At 66.9% G+C, this 19355-nt stretch carries 25 protein-coding genes and 1 pseudogene; 4 read left to right on the top strand and 22 right to left on the bottom strand.

Annotated elements, in window-relative coordinates:
• From WA965_RS01900 to secY, 3 genes and pseudogenes are all read right to left on the bottom strand, one after another.
• A pseudogene (locus WA965_RS01900) lies at positions 1-110 on the bottom strand (type I methionyl aminopeptidase); the annotation flags it as partial.
• Positions 111-115: 5 nt separating this feature from the next.
• Positions 116-661: an adenylate kinase gene (locus WA965_RS01895; protein WP_526300168.1), complete on the bottom strand. Its 546-nt coding sequence runs from the start codon at positions 659-661 to the stop codon at positions 116-118.
• A 15-nt stretch (positions 662-676) separates the two neighbouring features.
• Complete coding sequence (secY, locus tag WA965_RS01890; protein ID WP_526300170.1) at positions 677-2014, bottom strand: preprotein translocase subunit SecY; 1338 nt, start codon at positions 2012-2014, stop codon at positions 677-679.
• Between the two features lie 246 nt (positions 2015-2260).
• On the opposite strand from secY, the gene WA965_RS01885 reads away from it, so the two are divergent.
• Genes WA965_RS01885 through WA965_RS01875 form a run of 3 tightly spaced genes read left to right on the top strand, consistent with a single transcriptional unit; the run spans position 2261 to position 5025 of the window.
• A complete protein-coding gene (locus WA965_RS01885; protein WP_526300172.1) occupies positions 2261-3190 on the top strand; it encodes an SAM-dependent methyltransferase in 930 nt (309 codons plus the stop codon).
• A 10-nt stretch (positions 3191-3200) separates the two neighbouring features.
• Complete coding sequence (locus WA965_RS01880) at positions 3201-4106, top strand: class I SAM-dependent methyltransferase (protein ID WP_526300174.1); 906 nt, start codon at positions 3201-3203, stop codon at positions 4104-4106.
• A gap of 1 nt (position 4107) precedes the next feature.
• Positions 4108-5025, top strand: a complete 918-nt coding sequence (locus tag WA965_RS01875; RefSeq protein ID WP_526300176.1) for a class I SAM-dependent methyltransferase — start codon at positions 4108-4110, stop codon at positions 5023-5025.
• Between the two features lies 1 nt (position 5026).
• On the opposite strand, the gene sppA is transcribed toward WA965_RS01875, so the two are convergent.
• Positions 5027-6802 (bottom strand): signal peptide peptidase SppA, encoded by a 1776-nt coding sequence (gene sppA / locus WA965_RS01870; protein ID WP_526300178.1) that lies wholly within the window; start codon positions 6800-6802, stop codon positions 5027-5029.
• Between the two features lie 104 nt (positions 6803-6906).
• On the opposite strand from sppA, the gene WA965_RS01865 reads away from it, so the two are divergent.
• On the top strand, positions 6907-7071 hold the full coding sequence (locus tag WA965_RS01865; protein ID WP_526300201.1) for a dienelactone hydrolase family protein: 165 nt from the start codon (positions 6907-6909) through the stop codon (positions 7069-7071).
• Here the strand turns inward: WA965_RS01865 and WA965_RS01860 are convergent.
• The 18 genes from WA965_RS01860 to rplP all read right to left on the bottom strand — a co-directional run bounded on the left by WA965_RS01860 (position 7058) and on the right by rplP (position 19216).
• Complete coding sequence (locus tag WA965_RS01860) at positions 7058-7405, bottom strand: DUF732 domain-containing protein (protein ID WP_526300180.1); 348 nt, start codon at positions 7403-7405, stop codon at positions 7058-7060. The genes WA965_RS01865 and WA965_RS01860 overlap by 14 nt on opposite strands.
• A gap of 116 nt (positions 7406-7521) precedes the next feature.
• Positions 7522-7962 carry a 50S ribosomal protein L15 gene (gene rplO, locus WA965_RS01855; protein WP_526300182.1) on the bottom strand — a complete coding sequence of 147 codons (441 nt, stop codon included), beginning with the start codon at positions 7960-7962 and terminating at the stop codon, positions 7522-7524.
• Between the two features lie 4 nt (positions 7963-7966).
• Complete coding sequence (rpmD, locus tag WA965_RS01850; RefSeq protein ID WP_159230598.1) at positions 7967-8146, bottom strand: 50S ribosomal protein L30; 180 nt, start codon at positions 8144-8146, stop codon at positions 7967-7969.
• A 5-nt stretch (positions 8147-8151) separates the two neighbouring features.
• Positions 8152-8829: a 30S ribosomal protein S5 gene (gene rpsE / locus WA965_RS01845; RefSeq protein ID WP_178358786.1), complete on the bottom strand. Its 678-nt coding sequence runs from the start codon at positions 8827-8829 to the stop codon at positions 8152-8154.
• Positions 8830-8863: 34 nt separating this feature from the next.
• The gene (gene rplR / locus WA965_RS01840) at positions 8864-9268 is read right to left on the bottom strand and encodes a 50S ribosomal protein L18 (RefSeq protein WP_526300184.1); all 405 of its coding nucleotides are present in this window, start codon (positions 9266-9268) and stop codon (positions 8864-8866) included.
• 3 nt (positions 9269-9271) lie between these two features.
• Positions 9272-9811 (bottom strand): 50S ribosomal protein L6, encoded by a 540-nt coding sequence (rplF, locus tag WA965_RS01835; protein WP_526300186.1) that lies wholly within the window; start codon positions 9809-9811, stop codon positions 9272-9274.
• Positions 9812-9827: 16 nt separating this feature from the next.
• The gene (rpsH, locus tag WA965_RS01830) at positions 9828-10226 is read right to left on the bottom strand and encodes a 30S ribosomal protein S8 (RefSeq protein WP_178358784.1); all 399 of its coding nucleotides are present in this window, start codon (positions 10224-10226) and stop codon (positions 9828-9830) included.
• Positions 10227-10354: 128 nt separating this feature from the next.
• Positions 10355-10540 carry a type Z 30S ribosomal protein S14 gene (locus WA965_RS01825; protein WP_006245130.1) on the bottom strand — a complete coding sequence of 62 codons (186 nt, stop codon included), beginning with the start codon at positions 10538-10540 and terminating at the stop codon, positions 10355-10357.
• Positions 10541-10544: 4 nt separating this feature from the next.
• Entirely contained in the window at positions 10545-11108 is a 564-nt protein-coding gene (gene rplE / locus WA965_RS01820; protein ID WP_526300188.1) for a 50S ribosomal protein L5, read from the bottom strand.
• A 1-nt stretch (position 11109) separates the two neighbouring features.
• Positions 11110-11427, bottom strand: coding sequence for a 50S ribosomal protein L24 (gene rplX / locus WA965_RS01815; protein ID WP_178358782.1), 318 nt, complete (start codon positions 11425-11427; stop codon positions 11110-11112).
• A complete protein-coding gene (gene rplN / locus WA965_RS01810; protein WP_137148880.1) occupies positions 11428-11796 on the bottom strand; it encodes a 50S ribosomal protein L14 in 369 nt (122 codons plus the stop codon).
• A 167-nt stretch (positions 11797-11963) separates the two neighbouring features.
• Positions 11964-12836, bottom strand: coding sequence for a formylglycine-generating enzyme family protein (locus tag WA965_RS01805; RefSeq protein WP_526300191.1), 873 nt, complete (start codon positions 12834-12836; stop codon positions 11964-11966).
• A gap of 5 nt (positions 12837-12841) precedes the next feature.
• Positions 12842-13531, bottom strand: a complete 690-nt coding sequence (locus WA965_RS01800) for a hypothetical protein (protein WP_526300192.1) — start codon at positions 13529-13531, stop codon at positions 12842-12844.
• Positions 13532-13535: 4 nt separating this feature from the next.
• Complete coding sequence (locus tag WA965_RS01795) at positions 13536-15887, bottom strand: arylsulfatase (RefSeq protein ID WP_526300194.1); 2352 nt, start codon at positions 15885-15887, stop codon at positions 13536-13538.
• Positions 15888-16079: 192 nt separating this feature from the next.
• Complete coding sequence (locus WA965_RS01790) at positions 16080-18065, bottom strand: GMC family oxidoreductase N-terminal domain-containing protein (protein WP_526300196.1); 1986 nt, start codon at positions 18063-18065, stop codon at positions 16080-16082.
• A gap of 199 nt (positions 18066-18264) precedes the next feature.
• Positions 18265-18567: a 30S ribosomal protein S17 gene (gene rpsQ, locus WA965_RS01785; protein WP_178358778.1), complete on the bottom strand. Its 303-nt coding sequence runs from the start codon at positions 18565-18567 to the stop codon at positions 18265-18267.
• The gene (gene rpmC / locus WA965_RS01780) at positions 18567-18800 is read right to left on the bottom strand and encodes a 50S ribosomal protein L29 (protein WP_178358777.1); all 234 of its coding nucleotides are present in this window, start codon (positions 18798-18800) and stop codon (positions 18567-18569) included. Before rpmC ends, rpsQ begins: the two co-directional genes overlap by 1 nt.
• Positions 18800-19216: a 50S ribosomal protein L16 gene (rplP, locus tag WA965_RS01775; RefSeq protein ID WP_178358776.1), complete on the bottom strand. Its 417-nt coding sequence runs from the start codon at positions 19214-19216 to the stop codon at positions 18800-18802. The genes rpmC and rplP overlap by 1 nt, the downstream gene beginning before the upstream one ends.
• Positions 19217-19355 lie beyond the last annotated feature (139 nt).

Here is a 19355-nt window from a genome sequence, read left to right as displayed (position 1 = left end):
GCGGAGAGCGCTGCGGCGACCAGGGCGCCGGCGGCGGCCATCGCGTCGAGTTCACCGGCGCTGCGCTGGGCGACGACCTTGCGGCCGCGGAGGCCGGGCAGAGAGACCATGGGTACTAGCGGCCGAGCGCCTTCAGCGCGCGGGTGAAGACCTCGTCGAGTTCACCGACGGCATCGACGGTGACCAGGGAGTCGCTGTAGTAGTCCAGTAGCGGAGCGGTTTCGTCGCGGTACACCCTGAACCGGTTGCGGATGACGTCCTCGGTGTCATCGGCGCGGCCGCGGCCCTTGAGCCGGGACACCAGCTCCTCTTCGGGGACCCGGAACTCCAGCACGGCGTCGAGGGCGAGGTTGCGCTTCTCGAGCATCCCGGCGAGCGCCTTGGCCTGCTCGACCGAGCGCGGGAAGCCGTCGAGGATGAAACCGCCGGCCGCATCCTCGTGATCGAGCCGGTCGTCGACCAGAGCGTTGGTGAGCGTGGCCGGAACCAGGTCTCCGGCGTCGAGGTACTTCTTGGCTTCCAGCCCGAGCTCGGTGCCGTTGCTGATGTTGAAGCGGAACAGGTCACCGGTGGAGATCTGCGGGACCCCGAGCTTGTCGGCCAGCTTCTGGGCCTGCGTTCCCTTACCCGCCCCGGGCGGCCCCAACAGCACGATTCTCAACTTAGGAACCCTCTCTCACTTCAAAAAGCCTTCGTAGTTGCGCTGCATGAGCTGGCTTTCGATCTGTTTGACGGTGTCGAGCCCGACGCCGACGGCGATCAGCACCGCGGTGCCACCGAACGGCAGGTTCTGCACGGCACCGGTGTTGCCGATCTCGAGGAACAAGTTGGGTAGAACCGCGATCGTACCCAGGTAGATCGAGCCGGGCAGGGTGATCCTGGACAACACGAACCGCAGGTAGTCGGCGGTCGGCTTACCCGGCCGGATGCCCGGGATGAAGCCGCCGTACTTCTTCATCTCGTCGGCACGCTCGTCGGGGTTGAACGTGATCGACACATAGAAGTACGTGAAGAAGATGATCAGGCCGAAGTAGATCGCGATGTAGACCGGGCTGCTCGGGTCGGTCAGGTACTCCGCGACGAACGTCTGCCACCACCCGGTGCTCTGGGTCGCGCTGCCGCTGGTGATCAGCTGGGTGATCAGGTGCGGGATGTAGATCAGCGACGACGCGAAGATGACCGGGATGACGCCTGCCTGGTTGACCTTCAGCGGCAGGTAGGTCGACGTCCCGCCGTACATCCGCCGGCCGACCATCCGCTTGGCGTACTGGACGGGGATGCGGCGCTGGCCCTGCTCGACGAACACCACGCCGACGACGATGATCAGCGCTGCGATGCAGACGAAGGTGAAGACCATGCCACCGCGGCTGTCGAGGATGTTCTTGCCCTCACCGGGGATGGCGGAGGCGATGCTCGCGAAGATCAGCAGCGACATGCCGTTGCCGACGCCACGCTCGGTGGCCAGCTCGCCCATCCACATCACCAGCGCCGCGCCTGCGGTCATCACGATGACCATGACGGCGAGGGTGGTGAAGTTCAGTCCGTCGCTCTGGCCCTGGATGATGTCGAGCGAGCAGCCCTGCAGCAGCCCGCCGTTGGCGGCGAGCGCCACGATGCTGGTGGCCTGGAGGATGGCCAGCGCGATCGCGAGGTAACGGGTGTACTGCGTGAGTTTCGCCTGGCCGGCCTGGCCCTCTTTGCGCAGCTGCTCGAATCGCGGGATCACCACACCCAGCAACTGCACGATGATGCTGGCGGTGATGTAGGGCATGATGCCCACCGCGAACACCGAGAGCTGGAGCAGCGCGCCGCCGGAGAACAGGTTGATGAGCGAGTAGATCTGCCCCGACTCACCGCCACTGACCTGTGCGATGCACTGCTGCACGTTGGGGTAGTTCACGCCGGGGGACGGCACCGAGGCGCCGACCCGGTAGAGGACGACGATGCCGAGCGTGAAAAGGATCTTTCGTCTCAGGTCCGGGGTTCTGAACGACGAGATGAAGGCCGAGAGCACTCTTTCCTCCTGCACGGCCGAGTTGACGATCGCGGCGTGCTCTTTGGCTGGCGTGACCAGCGTCGTGGTTGGGTCGTGCGCGCGCAGTCACGTGCAGGCATACGACCTGCGCAAGTCACGCGTCCGAACAGTCTACGAGACTAACAGTTGCATCTTCGCCCGCCCGAATCCTGTCCGGGGAGGCGTACAGTCGGGGTAAGTCATTACCTCACCTAACTAAACGCCTCCAGTGCAAGGGATTCAGCTGTGGTACGCACCGACAACGACACATGGGATCTGGCCTCCAGCGTAGGCGCGACGGCGACGATGGTCGCCGCGGCCCGCGCGGTGGCCTCACGCTCCGACGACGCGGTGATCGACGATCCGTTCGCCGAACCACTGGTTCGCGCGGTCGGCGTCGACTTCTTCACCCGCCTCGCCTCCGGTGAGCTCACACCCGCCGACCTCGAGCGGGACACCGAGGACGGCCGATCACCGGTCGGCATGAGCCGGTTCGCCGACGGGATGGCCGCCCGCACCCGGTTCTTCGACGATTTTTTCGCCGATGCTGCCGCCGCCGGTGTCCGGCAGGCCGTGATCCTGGCTTCCGGACTGGACGCCCGCGGGTACCGCTTGTCGTGGCCCGAGGACATGGCGCTCTTCGAGATCGACCAGCCCGAGGTGATCGCGTTCAAGACGACGACGTTGGCCGGGCTCGGCGCACATCCGACCACCGATCTGCGGACGGTCGCCGTTGACCTGCGTCATGACTGGCCCGCAGCGCTGACAGCCGCGGGCTTCGACACCACCAGGCCGACGGCCTGGATTGCCGAGGGCCTGTTCGGCTACCTGCCACCGGAGGCGCAGGACCGCCTGCTCGACCAGATCGGCGAACTCAGCGCGGCCGGTAGCCGGTTGGCCGCCGAGGGCGTACCCGCCCATCACGACGCCGACCACGACGCGATGCGCCAACAGATGAAGGACGCATCCGACCAATGGCGCAGCCACGGGTTCGACCTGGATTTCTCCGAGCTGGTGTTCCTCGGTGACCGCGCCGACCTCACCGAGTATCTCCGTGGAGGCGGGTGGCGCGTCGAGGCGTTGCCGACCAATGATCTGCTGATCAAGTACGGACTCGCCCCACTCGACGACGGCGAAGGCTTCGCCGACGTCGTTTATGTGACCGCGCTCAAGTAGGAGACCGACGATGGCTCGCTCCGAGGGCGACACCTGGGATCTGGCGTCCAGCGTCGGCGCCACCGCCACGTCGGTGGCCGCATCCCGGGCATTCGCCAGCCGTGGTCCCGACCCCCTGATCGCCGACCCGTATGCCGCCACCCTGGTCGAGGCCGTCGGGTTGCCCCACTTCATCGAGGTGGCCCGCGGCGAAACCGACTTCGGCGACGATCCGCTCTTCGGCGCCACGCAGATGCGCGAGCACATCGCGGTGCGCACCCGATACTTCGACGACTTCTTCCTCGAGGCGACAGCCGCCGGGGTACGCCAGGCGGTGATCCTGGCCTCCGGTCTCGACACCCGCGCCTACCGGTTGTCCTGGCCGGACGGTGCCGTGGTCTTCGAGATCGACCAACCCAGCGTCATCGAGTTCAAGACCCGGGTCCTCGCCGACGCCGGCGCCGCTGCGGCCGTCGAGCGCCGGACCGTCGGCATCGATCTGCGCGACGACTGGTCGAAGGCGTTGCGGGAGTCCGGTTTCGACCCGAGTGTGCCGACCGCGTGGATCGCCGAGGGCCTGCTGATCTATCTGCCCCCGGAAGCCCAGGACCGGTTGCTCGACGACATCACGGCGCTGAGCGCACCGGGCAGCAGGCTCGCCACCGAACACATGGACCCCAAGGCGCTCACCGGGGACTGGGCCAAGGCGATGACCGCCCGCGCCCGCAGGCACGGCAGCGACATCGATCTCGAGGAGCTGTTCTACACCGGTCCGCGCACCCCCGCCGGGGATCACCTGAATTCTCGCGGGTGGCGGGTCAACGTGCTGCCGAACTCCGAGGCGTACGCCGTCAACGGCTTCGAGCCGCCGGCCGATCATCTGATGGCGATGGTCGGCGACTCCGGTTATCTCTCAGCACGACTCGACCAGGAGTGATGTGACACGCACCGGTGACGACTCATGGGATCTCGCGTCGAGCGTCGGCGCGACGGCGACGATGGTCGCCGCGGGCCGGGCGTTCGCATCGCTGGACCCGAAGGGTCTGATCGACGATCCGTTCGCCGCTCCCCTGGTCCACGCGGTGGGCCTGGAGTTCTTCACCACCATGCTCGACGGCGACCTCGACGTGTCACGACTCCCGGGTGGCTCCGCCGACCGGGTGCAGTCGATGATCGACGCGATGGCCGTGCGTACCAGGTTCTTCGACGACCATCTGATGGCGGCCACCGCTGGCGGCGTGCGCCAGGCGGTCATCCTGGCGTCCGGGCTGGACTCCCGCGCCTACCGATTGCCCTGGCCCGACGGCACGGTGGTCTACGAGATCGATCAACCCGACGTCATCACCTTCAAGACGCAGACACTGGACGACCTCGGCGCCGAACCCACCGCGACGCGGCGGACGGTGTCGATCGATCTGCGCGAGGATTGGCCCACGGCCCTGCGAGACGCCGGATTCGACGTATCCCAGCCGACCGCGTGGCTGGCCGAGGGGCTGCTGATCTACCTCCCTCCGGACGCGCAGGATCATCTGTTCGACCTGATCACCCGCCATTCCGCCGCGGGCAGCACGCTGGGCACCGAGTACGCACCGGGCATCGTCGACTTCGACGCCGAGAAGGCCCGCGAGTTGTCCGCGCCGCTGCGGGAGTACGGCCTCGACATCGACATGGCGTCGCTGGTGTACGCGGGCCACCGCAACGAGGTGACCGACTACCTACGCCGCAGCGGTTGGCAGGTCACGGGCTCACCCCGTAACGAACTCTTCGGCAAGTTCGGGGTGGCGGTCCCCGCGCCGGAGGACGATGACGTGCTCGGCGAGATCGTCTACGTCAGCGCCCACATTCAGCCCACCTGAGCTAGAACCGCCACTCCCCCAGCCACAGCGCGTTCGCGCCGGTGAGCGACCGCTGGGTCTGGTCGAGGACCCCGGACACCGTCGCGACCACCAGGGCCCCCATCGCGTCGGGCAGGGATGCGGCGGCCGGCTGAGAGGAAGGCTTGGGCCGCAACATATCCCGAAGTGAAGAGCCGGGGAGATTCTTGACGGTGACCTTCTCGTCGGGATCGATCCCGGCGAGCACCTTGGCCCGCCGGATCGCGGTGCGCAGGCCGCCGAGTTCGTCGACCAGACCGCGCTCGGCCGCGTCGGCGCCGGTCCACACCCGTCCACGCGCCACCCCGTCGACCTCCTCGACACCCAACTCGCGGCCGTCGGCCACCCGCTTGACGAAGTCGGTGTAGAACAGGTCCGCCTCGGCGACGACGTGGGCGTGTTGCTCGTCGGTGAAAGGCGCGTTCACCGACCATGCGTCGGCGTTGGCGTTGGTACGCACGCTGTCAGAGCCGACGCCCAACCGTCCCTTGAGTTCTCGCGCCACCAGCTTGCCGGTGACCACGCCGATAGAGCCGGTGATGGTGCCGGGATTGGCGACGATCTCGTCGGCGGCCATCGACACGTAGTACCCACCGGATGCCGCGACGGCGCCCATCGAGGCGACGACCGGCTTACCGGCCGCCCTGGCCCGAACGACCTCCCGCCACACGGTCTCCGATCCGGTCACCGACCCGCCGGGACTGTCGACCCGCAGCACGATCGCCGAGACATCCTCGTCGGCGACCGCCTCACGCAGTGCGGCGGCGATGGTGTCACCTCCGGCGCTCGGTGACCCCAGCGGCGACATCTGACGCCCGCGGCCGCTGACGATCGGTCCGGCGAGGGTGACGACGGCGACGGTCTTCCTACCGTTGATCCCCGGCATCGACACCGACAGCCCCTTCGCCCTGGCGTAGCGCGTCAGGAACAACCGCGGTGGCGCGTCGTCGCCGTCCGCCTCATCAGGGGCCTCCTGCGATGTCGGGACGCTCATCTGCGCGATCCGCGCATAGGCCTCGTCGCGGAACCCGATGCGGTCGACGAGACCTCCGGTCACCGCGTCGTCACGCAGCAACGGCGCTTTGTCGGCCAGCAAGTCGAGGGCGGCCGCATCAACACCACGTGAGGCCGACACCGCTTCCCACACCTGCGCGTGCAGGCTTTCGACCATCCGGGCGTCAGCCTCACGATGGGAGTCGGTGTAGCTGTCCTGGGTGAAAACGTTTGCCGCTGACTTGTATTCACCACGGGCCACGAACTGCGCTTCGAGGCCGGCCTTGGCGAGCGCGTCGCGCAGGAACAGCGCGCTGGTGGCGAATCCGACCAACCCGACGGTGCCCGAGGGCTGCATCCACACCTCGCCGAAGGCCGAGGCGAGATAATAGGACAGCGTGCCCGGGTAGGTCTCGGCCCACGCCACGGACGGCTTCTCGGCGGAGAACGCCACGATGGCCTCGCGCAGTTCCTGAACCGGACCGGGCGAGGCGGCCGGGATCTGGATGCGTGCGATCAGGCCCGCGACCCGCGGATCGTCGGTGGCGCGATGGATCGCCTCTATCGCCTCCCGCAGCAGCAGTGGTTTGCCCGCACCGTTGACCAGCACCAGAGGGTCGAACCCGCTGGTCTCCTGCGGCATCGCCTGGAGATCGAGTTCGAGGATGCAGCCGTCCGGTACGCCGTGATGGCGAGCGGTGTCGACCTTGCGGGCGAGCGCCCGGACGTCGTCGACACCGGGAACGCTGGGAAGGAAGGAGAGCATGCGGTTCAGCCTACCGACGCTCTGTACCGTCGAATTCGTGGACATTCTCGACTCAGCCGCACAGCACCTCTCGATCCCCGACGGCGAGGGGCCACAGCGCGCGCCTGGAGTCGATTCTGACCGAAGGCGCAGTGCCGCACGATGTCAAGGAGTACCCCGACGTCGGTCACTCGTTCATGAACGACTGGCGCGACGCACCCTGGCGCCTACGGGAGGATGCGTGGTCGCGGATCGTCGAGTTCTTCGACGCTCACCTCAACGTCCGATGAACCGGGCCTGCTGCGGGCAGTAGACGCCCACCGAGGCGCGCATCAAACCCACTGCCTGTTCGCGGCTGATGCCGCTGTTCTGCAGCGTGGTGACCACACCGCGCACGGCGGGCACCGGGTTGACGCTGGTCACCACCTGGGTCGCGAACATCTCGCAGACCTGCTGGCCCACCGCGGGGAGGTCGGTGCCGGGTTCCACCTCGATGCCCATGGCGTCCACCGCCTGGGTGAATCGTTCATCGGGGGTCTCGGCAAGCGCGGGGGCCGCGGCAGCGAACAGGGAGAATCCTGCGGCGACCATCACTGCGGCGACGACGCGTCGGTCACGGGTCATTGGGTTTCTCCTAGGGGTGCGTACGCAGAGTCTAATCGCGCCGGGCGCGGGAGGCGTTACGACCGCAACAGCACGAAACCCCCGCCGAAGCGGGGGTTTCCTGTCCAGACGTGTGCTCAGAGTTCGGTTGCGGTGCCACCTGCGGCGGTGATCTTGTCCCGCGCGCTGCCACTGAACTTGTTGGCGGTGACGTCGACCTTGACGGTCAGTTTGCCGTCGCCGAGTACCTTCACCAGGGTGTTCTTGCGCGCCGCACCGGCAGCCACCAACTCGTCGACACCGATGGTGCCGCCGTTGGGGAACAGCCTGTTGAGGTCGCCGACGTTGACGACATCGTACTCGGTGCGGAAGCGGTTCTTGAAGCCCTTGAGCTTGGGCAGACGCATGTGAATCGGCATCTGGCCGCCCTCGAACGTCGCGGGGACGTTCTTGCGCGCCTTGGTGCCCTTGGTGCCGCGGCCGGCGGTCTTACCCTTGGAGCCCTCACCGCGACCCACGCGGGTCTTCGCCGTCTTCGAACCCGGAGCGGGCCGCAGATCGTGCAGTTTGATTGTCATCGTGTTAGACCTCCTCAACCGTCACGAGGTGGTGGACGGTCTTGATCAGCCCGCGGGTCTGGGAGTTGTCCTCCCGAACCACGGACTGGCGGATCTTGCGCAGACCGAGAGTCCGCAAGGACTCCCGCTGCTTCCAGCGCGCACCGATGGTGCTGCGCACCTGGGTGATCTTGAGTTCTGCCATGGTGGTTAAGCCGTTCCCTCACGCGCTGCACTGGCGGCCACGGCTTCCGCCTCACGGCGGGCCCGGAGCATGCCTGCGGGCGCTACATCTTCGATCGGCAGGCCGCGGCGGGCCGCGACCTCTTCGGGGCGCTGCAGCTGCTTGAGCGCCGCAACGGTCGCGTGCACGACGTTGATCGCGTTGTCGCTGCCCAGCGACTTGGCCAGGATGTCGTGCACACCCGCGCATTCCAGCACCGCACGGGCGGCGCCGCCGGCGATCACACCGGTACCCGGGCTGGCCGGACGCAGCATCACGACACCCGCCGCGGCCTCACCCTGCACCGGATGCACGATCGTGCCGCCGATGAGCGGGACGCGGAAGAAGCCCTTGCGCGCCTCTTCGACACCCTTGGCGATGGCGGCCGGAACTTCCTTGGCCTTGCCGTATCCGACGCCGACCATGCCGGCGCCGTCGCCGACGATCACCAGCGCGGTGAAGCTGAACCGACGGCCACCCTTGACCACCTTGGACACGCGGTTGATCGCGACCACGCGCTCGATGAAGTTGCTCTTGTCACCACCGTCGCGGCCTCCACGGCCACCGCGGTCGTCACGGCGGCCACGGCCACCTCGGTCATCGGAGCGTCCGCCCCTACCTTCGGAGCTCGACGGCCCGCCGGCTCCAACAGCCTGCTCGGCCATCATGCAATCCTTCCGGTCTCTTGGAAAAAGGTCATCAGAACTTCAGCCCGCCCTCGCGCGCCGCGTCGGCAAGTGCCGCGATACGTCCGCCGTAGGTGTAACCACCGCGGTCGAAGACGACCTCGCTGATACCCGCGGACTTCGCACGCTCGGCGATGAGCTGTCCGACCTTGGTGCTGTGTGTCTTCTTGTCGCCGTCGAGGGCACGCACGTCCGCCTCGATCGAGGACGCCGCGGCGAGCGTGACGCCTGCCAGGTCGTCGACCAACTGCACGTGGATGTGGCGTGCCGAGCGGTTGACCATCAGGCGGGGCCGATCCGCGGTGCCGGACACCTTCTTGCGCAGCCGGGCGTGCCGACGCAGTCGCGACGTCCGCCGTGCCTCGGAGATGTTCTGCCCCACCGGCTTGCGCACGGTGTCTTTGGTGTTTGTGGCCATGAGTTACTTACCCGTCTTTCCGACCTTGCGACGGATCTGCTCACCCTCGTAGCGAACGCCCTTGCCCTTGTACGGGTCCGGGCGGCGCAGCCGACGGATGTTCGCCGAGATCTGTCCGACCTTCTGCTTGTCGATACCGGAGATCGAGAACTTGGTGGGCGTCTCCACCGCGAAGGTGATGCCTTCGGGAGCCTCGATGATCACCGGGTGGCTGTACCCCAGCGCGAACTCCAGCGTGTTGCCCTTGGCAACGACGCGGTAGCCGACGCCGAAGATCTCCATCTTGGTGGTGTACCCCTCGGTCACACCCGTGACCAGGTTGGCCACCAGTGTCCGCGAGAGCCCGTGCAGCGAGCGGTTGCGCCGCTCGTCGTCGGGCCGGGTGATCACCACGGCGCCGTCGTCATCGCGGGACACCGAGATGGGCTCCGCGACCGCGAGTTCCAGCGTGCCCTTGGGGCCCTTGACGGACACTTTCTGGCCGTCGATGTTGACGTCTACTCCGGCGGGAATGACAACCGGTTGCTTTCCAATGCGCGACATAGTTTCTCCTCCCCCGCTACCAGACGTACGCGAGGACTTCGCCGCCCACGCCCTGTCGTGAGGCCTGGCGGTCGGTCAGTAGGCCGGAGGACGTGGAGATGATCGCCACGCCGAGGCCACCGAGAACCCGCGGCAGGTTGGTGGACTTCGCGTACACCCGCAGTCCGGGCTTGGACACCCGGCGGAGCCCGGCGATGCTGCGCTCCCGGCTGGGGCCGTACTTGAGTTGGACGACCAACGATTTGCCCACGCGGGCGTCCTCGGTGTGGAAGTCGGTGATGTAGCCCTCCGCCTTGAGGATCTCGGCGATGTTGGCCTTGATCTTGCTGTGCGGCAGGGTCACTTCGTCGTGGTACGCCGAATTGGCGTTGCGCAGACGTGTGAGGAAGTCTGCGATCGGGTCCGTCATGGTCATGACAGCCGGTTCACCTTTCTCGCGGCGGTTCCTCCGAGTTGATTTCGGGAGGCCTACCGCAACCTGTTATTAAGAACTGAATGTGGTTGGGGCTGGTGCTAGTTGCTCTTCGCGCAAGCGCTCATCGGTCACCAGCTGGACTTCTGCACGCCCGGCAGTTCGCCGGCGTGTGCCATCTCGCGAAGGCAGATGCGGCACAGACCGAACTTGCGGTACACCGCATGCGGGCGGCCGCACCTGTTGCAGCGCGTGTAGCCACGCACCTTGAACTTGGGCTTCTTGTTGGCCTTGTTGACCAGAGCCTTCTTTGCCATCTGCTCAGTTCTCCTTGAACGGGAAGCCCAGGGCCCGCAACAGCGCCCGTCCTTCGTCGTCGGTTGTCGCCGAGGTGACGACGGTGATGTCCATGCCGCGGGGCCGGTCGATGTCGTCGATGTTGATCTCGTGGAACATCGACTGCTCGTTGAGCCCGAAGGTGTAGTTACCGGTGCCGTCGAACTGCTTGGGGCTCAGGCCCCGGAAGTCGCGGATACGCGGCAGCGCGATCGAGGTCAACCGATCCAGGAACTCCCACATCCGGTCGCCGCGCAGGGTGACCCGGGCGCCGATCGGCATGCCCTCGCGCAGCTTGAACTGGGCGATGGACTTGCGGGCCTTGCGGATCTCGGGCTTCTGGCCGGTGATCAGGGCGAGGTCGTTGACCGCGCCGTTGATCAGCTTCGCGTCGCGGGCAGCGTCACCGACGCCCATGTTGACGACGACCTTGACCACGCCGGGGATCTGCATGACGTTCGCGTAGCCGAACTCCTTCTGCAGCGACTCGCGGATCTCTTCGCGGTAGCGCTGCTTGAGGCGCGGCAGGGTCTTCTCAGTGGTGGTCATTTCACAGATCCTTGCCATTGCTCTTGGCGATCCGGACGTTCTTGCCGGTCTCGTCGTCCTTGCGGTAGCCAACGCGGGTGGGCGTGCCGTCGGAGTCGATCACCATGACGTTGCTCACGGAGATGGCCGCCTCCTGGGTGACGATGCCGCCCGAGGATGCCCCACGCTCGGTGCGCGATTCGGGGGTGTGCTTCTTGATCCGGTTGACGCCCTCGACGAGGACCTTGTTCCGGGTCGGGTAGGCGACCAGCACCTTGCCCTTGGCACCTTTGTCCTTGCCGGAGATCACGAGCACCGTGTCGCCTTTGCGGACCTTCATCTACAACACCTCCGGGGCGAGCGAGACGATCTTCATGAAGCGCTTCTCGCGCAGTTCGCGACCGACCGGTCCGAAGATGCGGGTGCCACGCGGATCGTTGTCGGGCTTGATGATGACGGCGGCGTTCTCGTCGAACTTGATGTAGCTGCCGTCGGCGCGGCGGCGCTCTTTGACGGTGCGCACGATGACGGCCTTCACGACGTCGCCGCGCTTGACGTTGCCGCCCGGGATTGCGTCCTTGACGGTCGCCACGATGACATCACCGATGCCGGCGTAGCGCCGTCCTGAGCCGCCGAGTACACGGATGCACAAGATCTCCTTGGCGCCCGTGTTGTCGGCGACCTTGAGACGCGATTCCTGCTGAATCACTCGATCTCCTGACCTGGGTTTTCTGTATGCACGCAGGATTACCGACCCTGACGTACGCGGTCTTTGTCACCCAAGAGCACGCAGGGTCGTCCGTGAAAGACAACCGAGGTCTGCCCAAGGCAACCCCCATATACTAGGTGAGCTGAGGGAATGCTCCAAATCGCTGCTCAGGCCACGCAGCGGAACCCGATATGGGTGGTGGCGCTGTCCTGGCTCTGCGGTGACCGGGCGGTCGGCCGGTACCGGTGGCAGTACTCCGGCGCGCACAGGTGCGAGCCTCCCTTGAGCGCCTGGTTGACCGTCGGGTCCGGGTCCGCCGGAGGGCAGCACGCCTGCGCCGGAGCGCCCACCTCGTGGTGGCCGCCGAAACGGGTCGTCGTCCACTCCCACACGTTGCCGATCATGTCGAGCAGGCCGTAGGCGTTCGGCGCGAACGTGCCGACGGGCGAGGTGCCCGACCAGCCCAGCGCACCGTCATTGCGGTACGGAAAGCTGCCCTGCCAGGTATTGGCCATCAGCTGCCCGCCGGGAACGGGATCGTCACCCCAGGGGTAGACGGCCGTCGACCCGCCGCGGGCGGCGAACTCCCACTCCGCTTCCGTCGGCAGCCGCCGACCCGCCCATCGGGCGTATGCGGCCGCGTCGGCGAAACAGACCTGCACCACCGGATGACCGGACCTGTCCGCGATGGAACTGCCGGGGCCGAACGGATGTCGCCAGCTCGCACCGGGTACCCATCGCCACCACTGTCGCCAGTCCCGCAGGTCCACGGGGCCGCTCGTCGCCTGGAACACCAGCGCACCCGGAACCAGATCCGCCGGCGCGGCGCCGGGGAACAGCGCGGGGTCGGGGGCCACCTCGGCGACCGTCCGGTAGCCGGTGTCGGCCACGAAAGCCTCGAACTGGGCGTTGGTCACCGGGTGCCGCTCCACGGCGAACGGCGCGACGGTGACCGTGTGCACCGGCGCCTCTTCGGGATAGAACTGCGTCGACCCCATCCGGAACGCTCCGCCGTCCAACTCGACGAGGTCGGTGAGCATGACGGTCAGGGTAGTCCGATCTCGAAATCGCCGGTCACCAACGACGCGGCATCCTCGAAACCGGGTGTGTCCGAGGGCGCCTCGACATGGATGGCGATCAGATAGTCCTGCGCGGGCGCGGGGACGTGCACCAGTCGGTCCTCGTACTGCACGGTGTCGGTGCCGTCGGACAGGATTCCCATCAGCTGCTGGCCGCTGTAGCCGCACATCTCGCCGGGCAGCAGGCTGACTGTGCTCACGACGGAGTCTTCGGTGAGGTCGTCGGAGTACCGGCGGAACGCGGCCGCGGGTGCCAGTGAGGTCGCGGCGATCGTGACGGTGGCCCGCATGCCGCTCGGCCCCTCGAGTCGAGCGCCCACCGGATCGCCGCCACCCGAGGACATCGACCAACCGTCCGGCACGCCTACGGTGGCTGTGGGTGCCGCCGGATCCGATATCTGGGCCACGGTCCGCACCGGGGGCAGATCGGGCGGGGCGCAGACCGTTCCCGCGGCGCCGGGGGCCATGGTGGGCACGACGCCCGGCTCGTCGCCCTCCTGGGGGTCCGGCGGATCTGTTTCGGAGGTAGGCATCTCGTAGGTCGCGGTGGCCGCGCGGCGTTCGCCGTCCGACGTGGGCACTCCCTGGTCGGTGCGGGTGCAGGCCGACGCCACCAGCGTGGCGCACAGCACCAGAGCCAGTACCCCGCGTCGCATCGTGTCAGTCCCTGGCGAAGGCCAGCGCGAGGTTGCGCTCCACATCCGGGTACGGCGCGCCGGATACGTCGACTCTCACCTGCGCTATGGTGCCGCCGGTGAACGGGAACGGTGCCTGGTACTCCTGCGAAACCGCTTGTCCCAGATTGCGTCCCACGCTCACTCCGCCCCCGGCCAGCCCGAAGAGGAACGGGTGCGCTCTGACGTCCGCGAGGGTGGCGACGGCGTTGCCGTCGACGTAGAGGGTCGCGTCCCCGACCGGCGTGTGGCTGCCCTCGACCGTTCCTGTGCGCGCGTAGCCGACACCCAGGATGTGGTCGCCCTGCGGTATCGGGTCCGGTGAGTTCAGACGCTGTTCCTCTTCGCCGAAGAAGTTGTAGACGAACTGCAGTCGGCCGTCGGCGACGTACAACACGTAGCCGCCGTGACCGGCACCCTGCTTGAACAACACCCCCTCGACATCCGGACTGTCCACGGTCACCTCGGCGAGCACCGAGAAGGATCGTCCCTGGATCTCCACACACGCCCCCACCGGTACCGGCGCGGTGTTCGGGTAGTACAGATAGCTTGATCGACCGCCGGCCAGCGACGGTCGCCAGCGTCCGATCATCTCGAACACCCCGAGATCCGACAGCGGCAGACCGTTGTACTTCTCGGCTTCGGCGAACCAGAGTGCCTGCAGTTCGGCGAGTTTCTCCGGGTTCTCGCCGGCCAGGTCGTGGCATTGGCTGCGATCGGCCTCGATGTGGAACAGCTCCCACCGGTCGTCGTCGAAGTGGGACCAACCAGAAGGCGAGGCGGGGTGCACGGTGTTGGCGAACCAACCCCGATGCCAGATCCCCCGGGTGCCGAGCATCGTGTAGAACTGCGTCTCCTTGCCGGTCGGCGCAGCCGGATTCTCCAGTGTCACTTTGAAACTGACCCCGTCGAGCGGTTTCTGCGCGACCCCCTTGACCAGGGCGGGCGGGGTGATGTCCAGCATGTCGTACACCGTCGGCGTGATGTCGCAGACGTTGACGTAGTTGTCCCGCACCTCGCCGTGCGCGGCGATTCCGTTGGGCCAGGAGATGATTGCGGCGTCGGCGATCCCGCCCTCGTGGGAGGCGTATCGCTTGTAGAGCTTGTAGGGGGTGTTGAAGGCCATCGCCCAGCCGATCGGGTAGTGACCGTAGGTGGTGGGACCGCCCAGCTCGTCGAAGAACCGCATGCTCTCCTCGACGGTGTCGATATAGCCGTTGAAGAATTTGCCTTCGTTGACAGACCCGTTGGGCCCGCCCTCGCCGCTGGCGCCGTTGTCGGAGATGACGACGATGATGGTGTTGTCCAACTGACCGGATTCGTCGAGATAGTCCAGGATCCGCCCGATCTGGGCATCGGTGTACGACAGGAACCCGGCGAACACCTCGGCCATGCGGGCGAACAGTCGCTTCTCCTCGTCGCCGAGGGAATCCCAGGGCCGCACGGTGTCATGATCCGGCCACGGTTCGCCGTTGGGTCCGGTGACGTCCGAATAGGGGTTGACCGCCGACAGTTCGGTGTCGACGGGCACGATGCCCAGTCGTTTCTGATTCTCCAGCACGATCTCCCGATAGCGCTCGTAGCCCATGTCGAATGTGCCGGTGTAGCGGTCGGCCCACTCCTTGGACACATGGTGCGGAGCGTGGCCGGCGCCGGGACAGACGTAGGAGAACCACGGCTTGTCAGGAGCGATCATCGTCGAGTCGCGGATGAATTCGATTGTCTTGTCGGCGATGTCCTTGGAGAGGTGGTAACCCTCCTCGGGGGTGGCGGGCGCTTCCACCGGGTGGCCGTCGTGGATCAACTCGGGGTACCACTGGTCGGTCTCACCGCCCATGAATCCGTAGAACCGCTCGAAACCGCGCGACAACGGCCAGTGCCGTCTGGTCGCTGCGAGGTTGGATTCCTCGATCGGGGTCAGGTGCCACTTGCCCACGCAGTAGGTGTTGTAGCCGTTTTCGGCGAGCACCTCGGAGATCAGCGCGGTGTCATCGGGGATGCGGCCGTTGATGCCGGGAAAGCCCTCGGTGAACTCTTCGACCATCGCCATGCCGACCGTCGTGGCGTTGCGGCCGGTCAGCAGTGACGCCCTGGTCGGTGAGCACAGCGCGGTGGTGTGGAACTGCGAAAGCCGCACCCCACGTTCGGCGATCCGGTTCATGGTGGGCATCTCGACGAGCCCGCCGAAGCAATCCCACGTCGCGATCCCGATGTCATCCCACACGAGGTAGAGGACATTGGGCGCATCCGGCTGCGCTGTCGGAGCAGCGAACGGACCCCAGTCGGGTTCGGAATCGCGGATGTCGAGCTCGATCTTGCCCTTGAATTCCGTTCCCATGGCCCCGCACAGTACACCGCCCACCGATGGGGCAACCGCGAATCCAGCGGCCGCGCCCCAGGTCTGCAGTTAAGCCGCCGCAGCACGCTCAGCAGCGTAAGTGTCCAGCCCAGCCAAGCTCCAAGGCCTGAAGGAGCCACAGCTCGGGCAACCCGCCACGAATCGCCTGGCGGACGAATCCCTTGCGGCTGTTCACGTTTGTGCGGCGGGTGTGATGGCGGCGGCCGTATGCGTGATCATCTGCGCCGTTCGATGCGCCATCGCCATCGTCGAGATCATCGGGTTCACACCGGTCGCTGTCGGTAACGCGCTCGCGTCACCGATGTAGACACCGGGGGTGTCGTGCAGCTCGCCCCACGTGTCTGCCACCGATGTCTGCGGATCGGCGCCCATCCGGCAGCTACTCATCTGATGAGCGGAGAACAGTTTGTGCCCACCGGCGCCGAGAGGGATCGCCTGCATCTCGACGATGAACTTGTCCAGGTCGTCGCCCTTCCGCCACCGGGCCGTGGTCGCGGCGAACGGGACGATCTCCTGGGCTCCGCCGGCTGCGTGCAGCCGTATCTGGGCCTCGATCGAGCGGTGGGCGACCCGCACGTCGAGTTCGTCGGACAGCACGTAGTGCACGACGGCGTTACCGGCGGCGTCGATGGTCACGCTGCCATGGCCTCGGTCGCGCGAGATCCCGACCCACCAGGCGGCCTTTTCCAATCGGGCCATCGTTTCCTTGAGTTCCTCGCCCGACTCCCGGGCCATGCCGCCGGCCACGATCGACGTCGCCCACTGTGCGTTCTGGACGAGGAAGCCGTAACCGTCCTCGATGTCGGCGAATTCGTCGACCATCGCGGTCATCGGCGCGCCCCACCACGGTCGTTGCGGCTCAGCGTGCAACGACAGGGTGGCGACCACCGGGTGCAGGTGCAGGTAGCGTCCGACCGCCGGCCCGCCGATTCCGGAGCGGAGCAGCAAGGCCGGCGACTCCAAGGAGCCGCACGCCACCACCACTCGGGGTGCCCGCACCTCGACGGGCGTGGGCGTGCCGGTTCGCGGGTCGACGAACGTCGCCTGCACACCGGCCGCGCGGCCGTTCTCGACACGGACCCGTTCGGCGTGACACCGCACGATCACCCGGGCGCCCGCGTCGACCGCGTCGCGCAGATAGGTACGGCGCACATCGAGCTTGGCACCCGAGCGATCACCGAGGCCGATGTAGCCCGCGGTGTCGGGAGAGTAGGCGGCCGGGTCGGCATTGCGGTGCAAGGTGGTGAACGACCACCCGAGCGCCGTTGCCCCGTCACGCATCCGCTCGTGCGGACCGTTGAGGTGCGAGCAGTCGGCGTTCACTCCGAGCCGCGCCCAGACCGCATCGGTGTGCCGGTCGAAGTCGGGTCCATCGACGCCCTCCAGGCCGAACTCGCGGGTCCACTGTTCGCGCACGGCTGCGGGAGTACGCAGGCAGTTCGACCAGTTGACGGTGGGACCGCCACCGAGCGTGCCGCCGGCCAGCATGGTGACGTTGAAGTCTGCGGTCGGCGTCGGGCCCCCGCGCCAGAACAGCTGCTGGAAGGCTGGCAGTTCCAGGCCGGCGAAGTCGGCCTCGTTGAAGTTGCCGCCGGTTTCGAGCACGACGACGTCGAGGCCCGCCTGCGCGAGCAAGCCCGCGACAAGGCCGCCACCGGCACCGGAACCGACAACGCAGACATCAGCGGTGACCACCGAACCGGGGCCGTCGGGTACGAACGGCTCGAGCGCGTCATCGCAGCCCGGGTCGATAGCCGGGGCGCCCGGATAACCGAAACCCGCCCACATCGGGTTGCTTCCGGTCTGCGGATCGGGTCCGGCGTAGGCGAAGGCCAACGTCAGGGACTCCAGGGCGGCTATCGCCGCGGCAGCGTGCGCGCCGGTCGTCGCGACAGTGCGAATCATCTCTTCGCGTTCGGGCCGCGACGCGGTGACGAACCCGTGCGCACTCAGCCCTTCGAGCAGCGCGAGCATCCCGGCGCGCTGATCTTCGGGCAGGCCGGAAAGGGCTTGCTCGACGCCGACGTTGGCCTGCACGTCGCTGCCGCTGAGCGCCCAGAATCGGGTCGGGTCCGCGGGCCTCTCGAGCGACGGCACAACCGTGTCCGCGAGCGCCCGCAGAACCGCACGATGCGTCTCGTCTATCTGTGCATCCAACGGTCTCTCCCTCCTGTACCGCAACCGGCGCGGCCGCGAAGTGTTCGGCTGATTGCGCAATGGTGTCAAGTTGTGACCACGGTCACAACAGGTTGGTGAAGATCGCGGCGGGGACCAGGTGAGAGCGACCGCAGTATGCAAAAATCCCCGCTGCCGATGTGGCATGCGGGGATTTCTGTGAGGTGGCGGAGAGGGTCGCTTACTTCGCCTTTTCGAGGATCTCGACGAGGCGCCAGCGCTTGGTCGCGGACAACGGCCGCGTCTCCATCAGCGAAACCCGGTCGCCGACACCGGCGTCACCGTTCTCGTCGTGCGCCTTGACCTTCGAGGTCGTCCGGATGATCTTGCCGTAGAGCGGGTGGCTCTTACGATCTTCCAGCTCGACCACGATGGTCTTCTGCATCTTGTCACTCACCACGTAGCCGATCGCCGTCTTGCGGCGGTTGCGTGGCTTCTCGGTCCGCGGCGTCGTGGCCGGGCCCTTCTCTGTTGCTTCAGCCATCAGGAATCCTCACCTCCGGGTCCGGCGGCCAGACCCAATTCACGTTCGCGCAGCACGGTGTAGAGCCGTGCGATCTCCTGCCGCACGACACGGAGCCGGCGGTTGTTGGTGAGCTGGCCCGTCGCCATCTGGAAGCGCAGGTTGAACAGCTCTTCCTTCGACTCGCGCAGCTTGTCGGTCAGTTCGTTGTCGGTGAGCTCGCGCAGTTCGCCCGTCGTTGTTCCGACTGCCATCAGAACTGCTCCTCTCTGGTGACGATGCGTGCCTTGATCGGCAGCTTGTGGATCGCGCGGGTCAGCGCTTCCCTGGCGATCTTCTCGTCCGGGTAGCTCAGCTCGAACAGCACGCGGCCGGGCTTGACGTTGGCGACCCACCACTCCGGTGAACCCTTGCCCGAACCCATGCGGGTTTCGGCGGGCTTCTTGGTCAGCGGGCGGTCCGGGAAGATGTTGATCCACACCTTGCCGCCACGCTTGATGTGCCGGTTGATGGCGATACGAGCGGACTCGATCTGCCGGTTGGTGATGTAGGCATGGCCCAGGGCCTGGATGCCGTAGTCACCGAAGCTCACCGAGGTCCCGCCGCTGGCGATGCCACGCTGCCGCGGGTGGTGCTGCTTACGGTGCTTGACCTTGCGGGGAATGAGCATTGCCTAGCTCCCTGAATCCTGTGTAGCGCTCTCAACTGCTGCGGGTGCCTCGACGGCGGCGGTCTCAGCGACCGGTGCTGCAGCCTCTTCCGAGGTCGCGGCCCGCCCTGCGTCGGTGCTCGTCGCGGTGGTGCCCGAC

This window comes from Mycobacterium sp., from assembly GCF_049683935.1.
Taxonomy (GTDB): Bacteria; Actinomycetota; Actinomycetes; order Mycobacteriales; family Mycobacteriaceae; genus Mycobacterium.
This window is presented reverse-complemented; position numbering and strand designations above follow the sequence as displayed.

Coding starts and splice junctions, on each gene's coding strand:
- rpsH (WP_178358784.1), bottom strand. CDS start 10,226: ATGACCATGACGGACCCGATCGCAGACTTCCTCACACGTCTGCGCAAC.
- WA965_RS01800 (WP_526300192.1), bottom strand. CDS start 13,531: ATGCGACGCGGGGTACTGGCTCTGGTGCTGTGCGCCACGCTGGTGGCG.
- WA965_RS01795 (WP_526300194.1), bottom strand. CDS start 15,887: ATGGGAACGGAATTCAAGGGCAAGATCGAGCTCGACATCCGCGATTCC.
- rpsE (WP_178358786.1), bottom strand. CDS start 8,829: ATGGCCGAGCAGGCTGTTGGAGCCGGCGGGCCGTCGAGCTCCGAAGGT.
- WA965_RS01860 (WP_526300180.1), bottom strand. CDS start 7,405: ATGACCCGTGACCGACGCGTCGTCGCCGCAGTGATGGTCGCCGCAGGA.
- rplO (WP_526300182.1), bottom strand. CDS start 7,962: ATGACAATCAAACTGCACGATCTGCGGCCCGCTCCGGGTTCGAAGACG.
- WA965_RS01805 (WP_526300191.1), bottom strand. CDS start 12,836: ATGCTCACCGACCTCGTCGAGTTGGACGGCGGAGCGTTCCGGATGGGG.
- rplF (WP_526300186.1), bottom strand. CDS start 9,811: ATGTCGCGCATTGGAAAGCAACCGGTTGTCATTCCCGCCGGAGTAGAC.
- sppA (WP_526300178.1), bottom strand. CDS start 6,802: ATGCTCTCCTTCCTTCCCAGCGTTCCCGGTGTCGACGACGTCCGGGCG.
- WA965_RS01825 (WP_006245130.1), bottom strand. CDS start 10,540: ATGGCAAAGAAGGCTCTGGTCAACAAGGCCAACAAGAAGCCCAAGTTC.
- rplE (WP_526300188.1), bottom strand. CDS start 11,108: ATGACCACCACTGAGAAGACCCTGCCGCGCCTCAAGCAGCGCTACCGC.
- rpmD (WP_159230598.1), bottom strand. CDS start 8,146: ATGGCAGAACTCAAGATCACCCAGGTGCGCAGCACCATCGGTGCGCGC.
- rplP (WP_178358776.1), bottom strand. CDS start 19,216: ATGCTCATTCCCCGCAAGGTCAAGCACCGTAAGCAGCACCACCCGCGG.
- rplX (WP_178358782.1), bottom strand. CDS start 11,427: ATGAAGGTCCGCAAAGGCGACACGGTGCTCGTGATCTCCGGCAAGGAC.
- rplR (WP_526300184.1), bottom strand. CDS start 9,268: ATGGCCACAAACACCAAAGACACCGTGCGCAAGCCGGTGGGGCAGAAC.
- rpsQ (WP_178358778.1), bottom strand. CDS start 18,567: ATGGCTGAAGCAACAGAGAAGGGCCCGGCCACGACGCCGCGGACCGAG.
- WA965_RS01880 (WP_526300174.1), top strand. CDS start 3,201: ATGGCTCGCTCCGAGGGCGACACCTGGGATCTGGCGTCCAGCGTCGGC.
- rpmC (WP_178358777.1), bottom strand. CDS start 18,800: ATGGCAGTCGGAACAACGACGGGCGAACTGCGCGAGCTCACCGACAAC.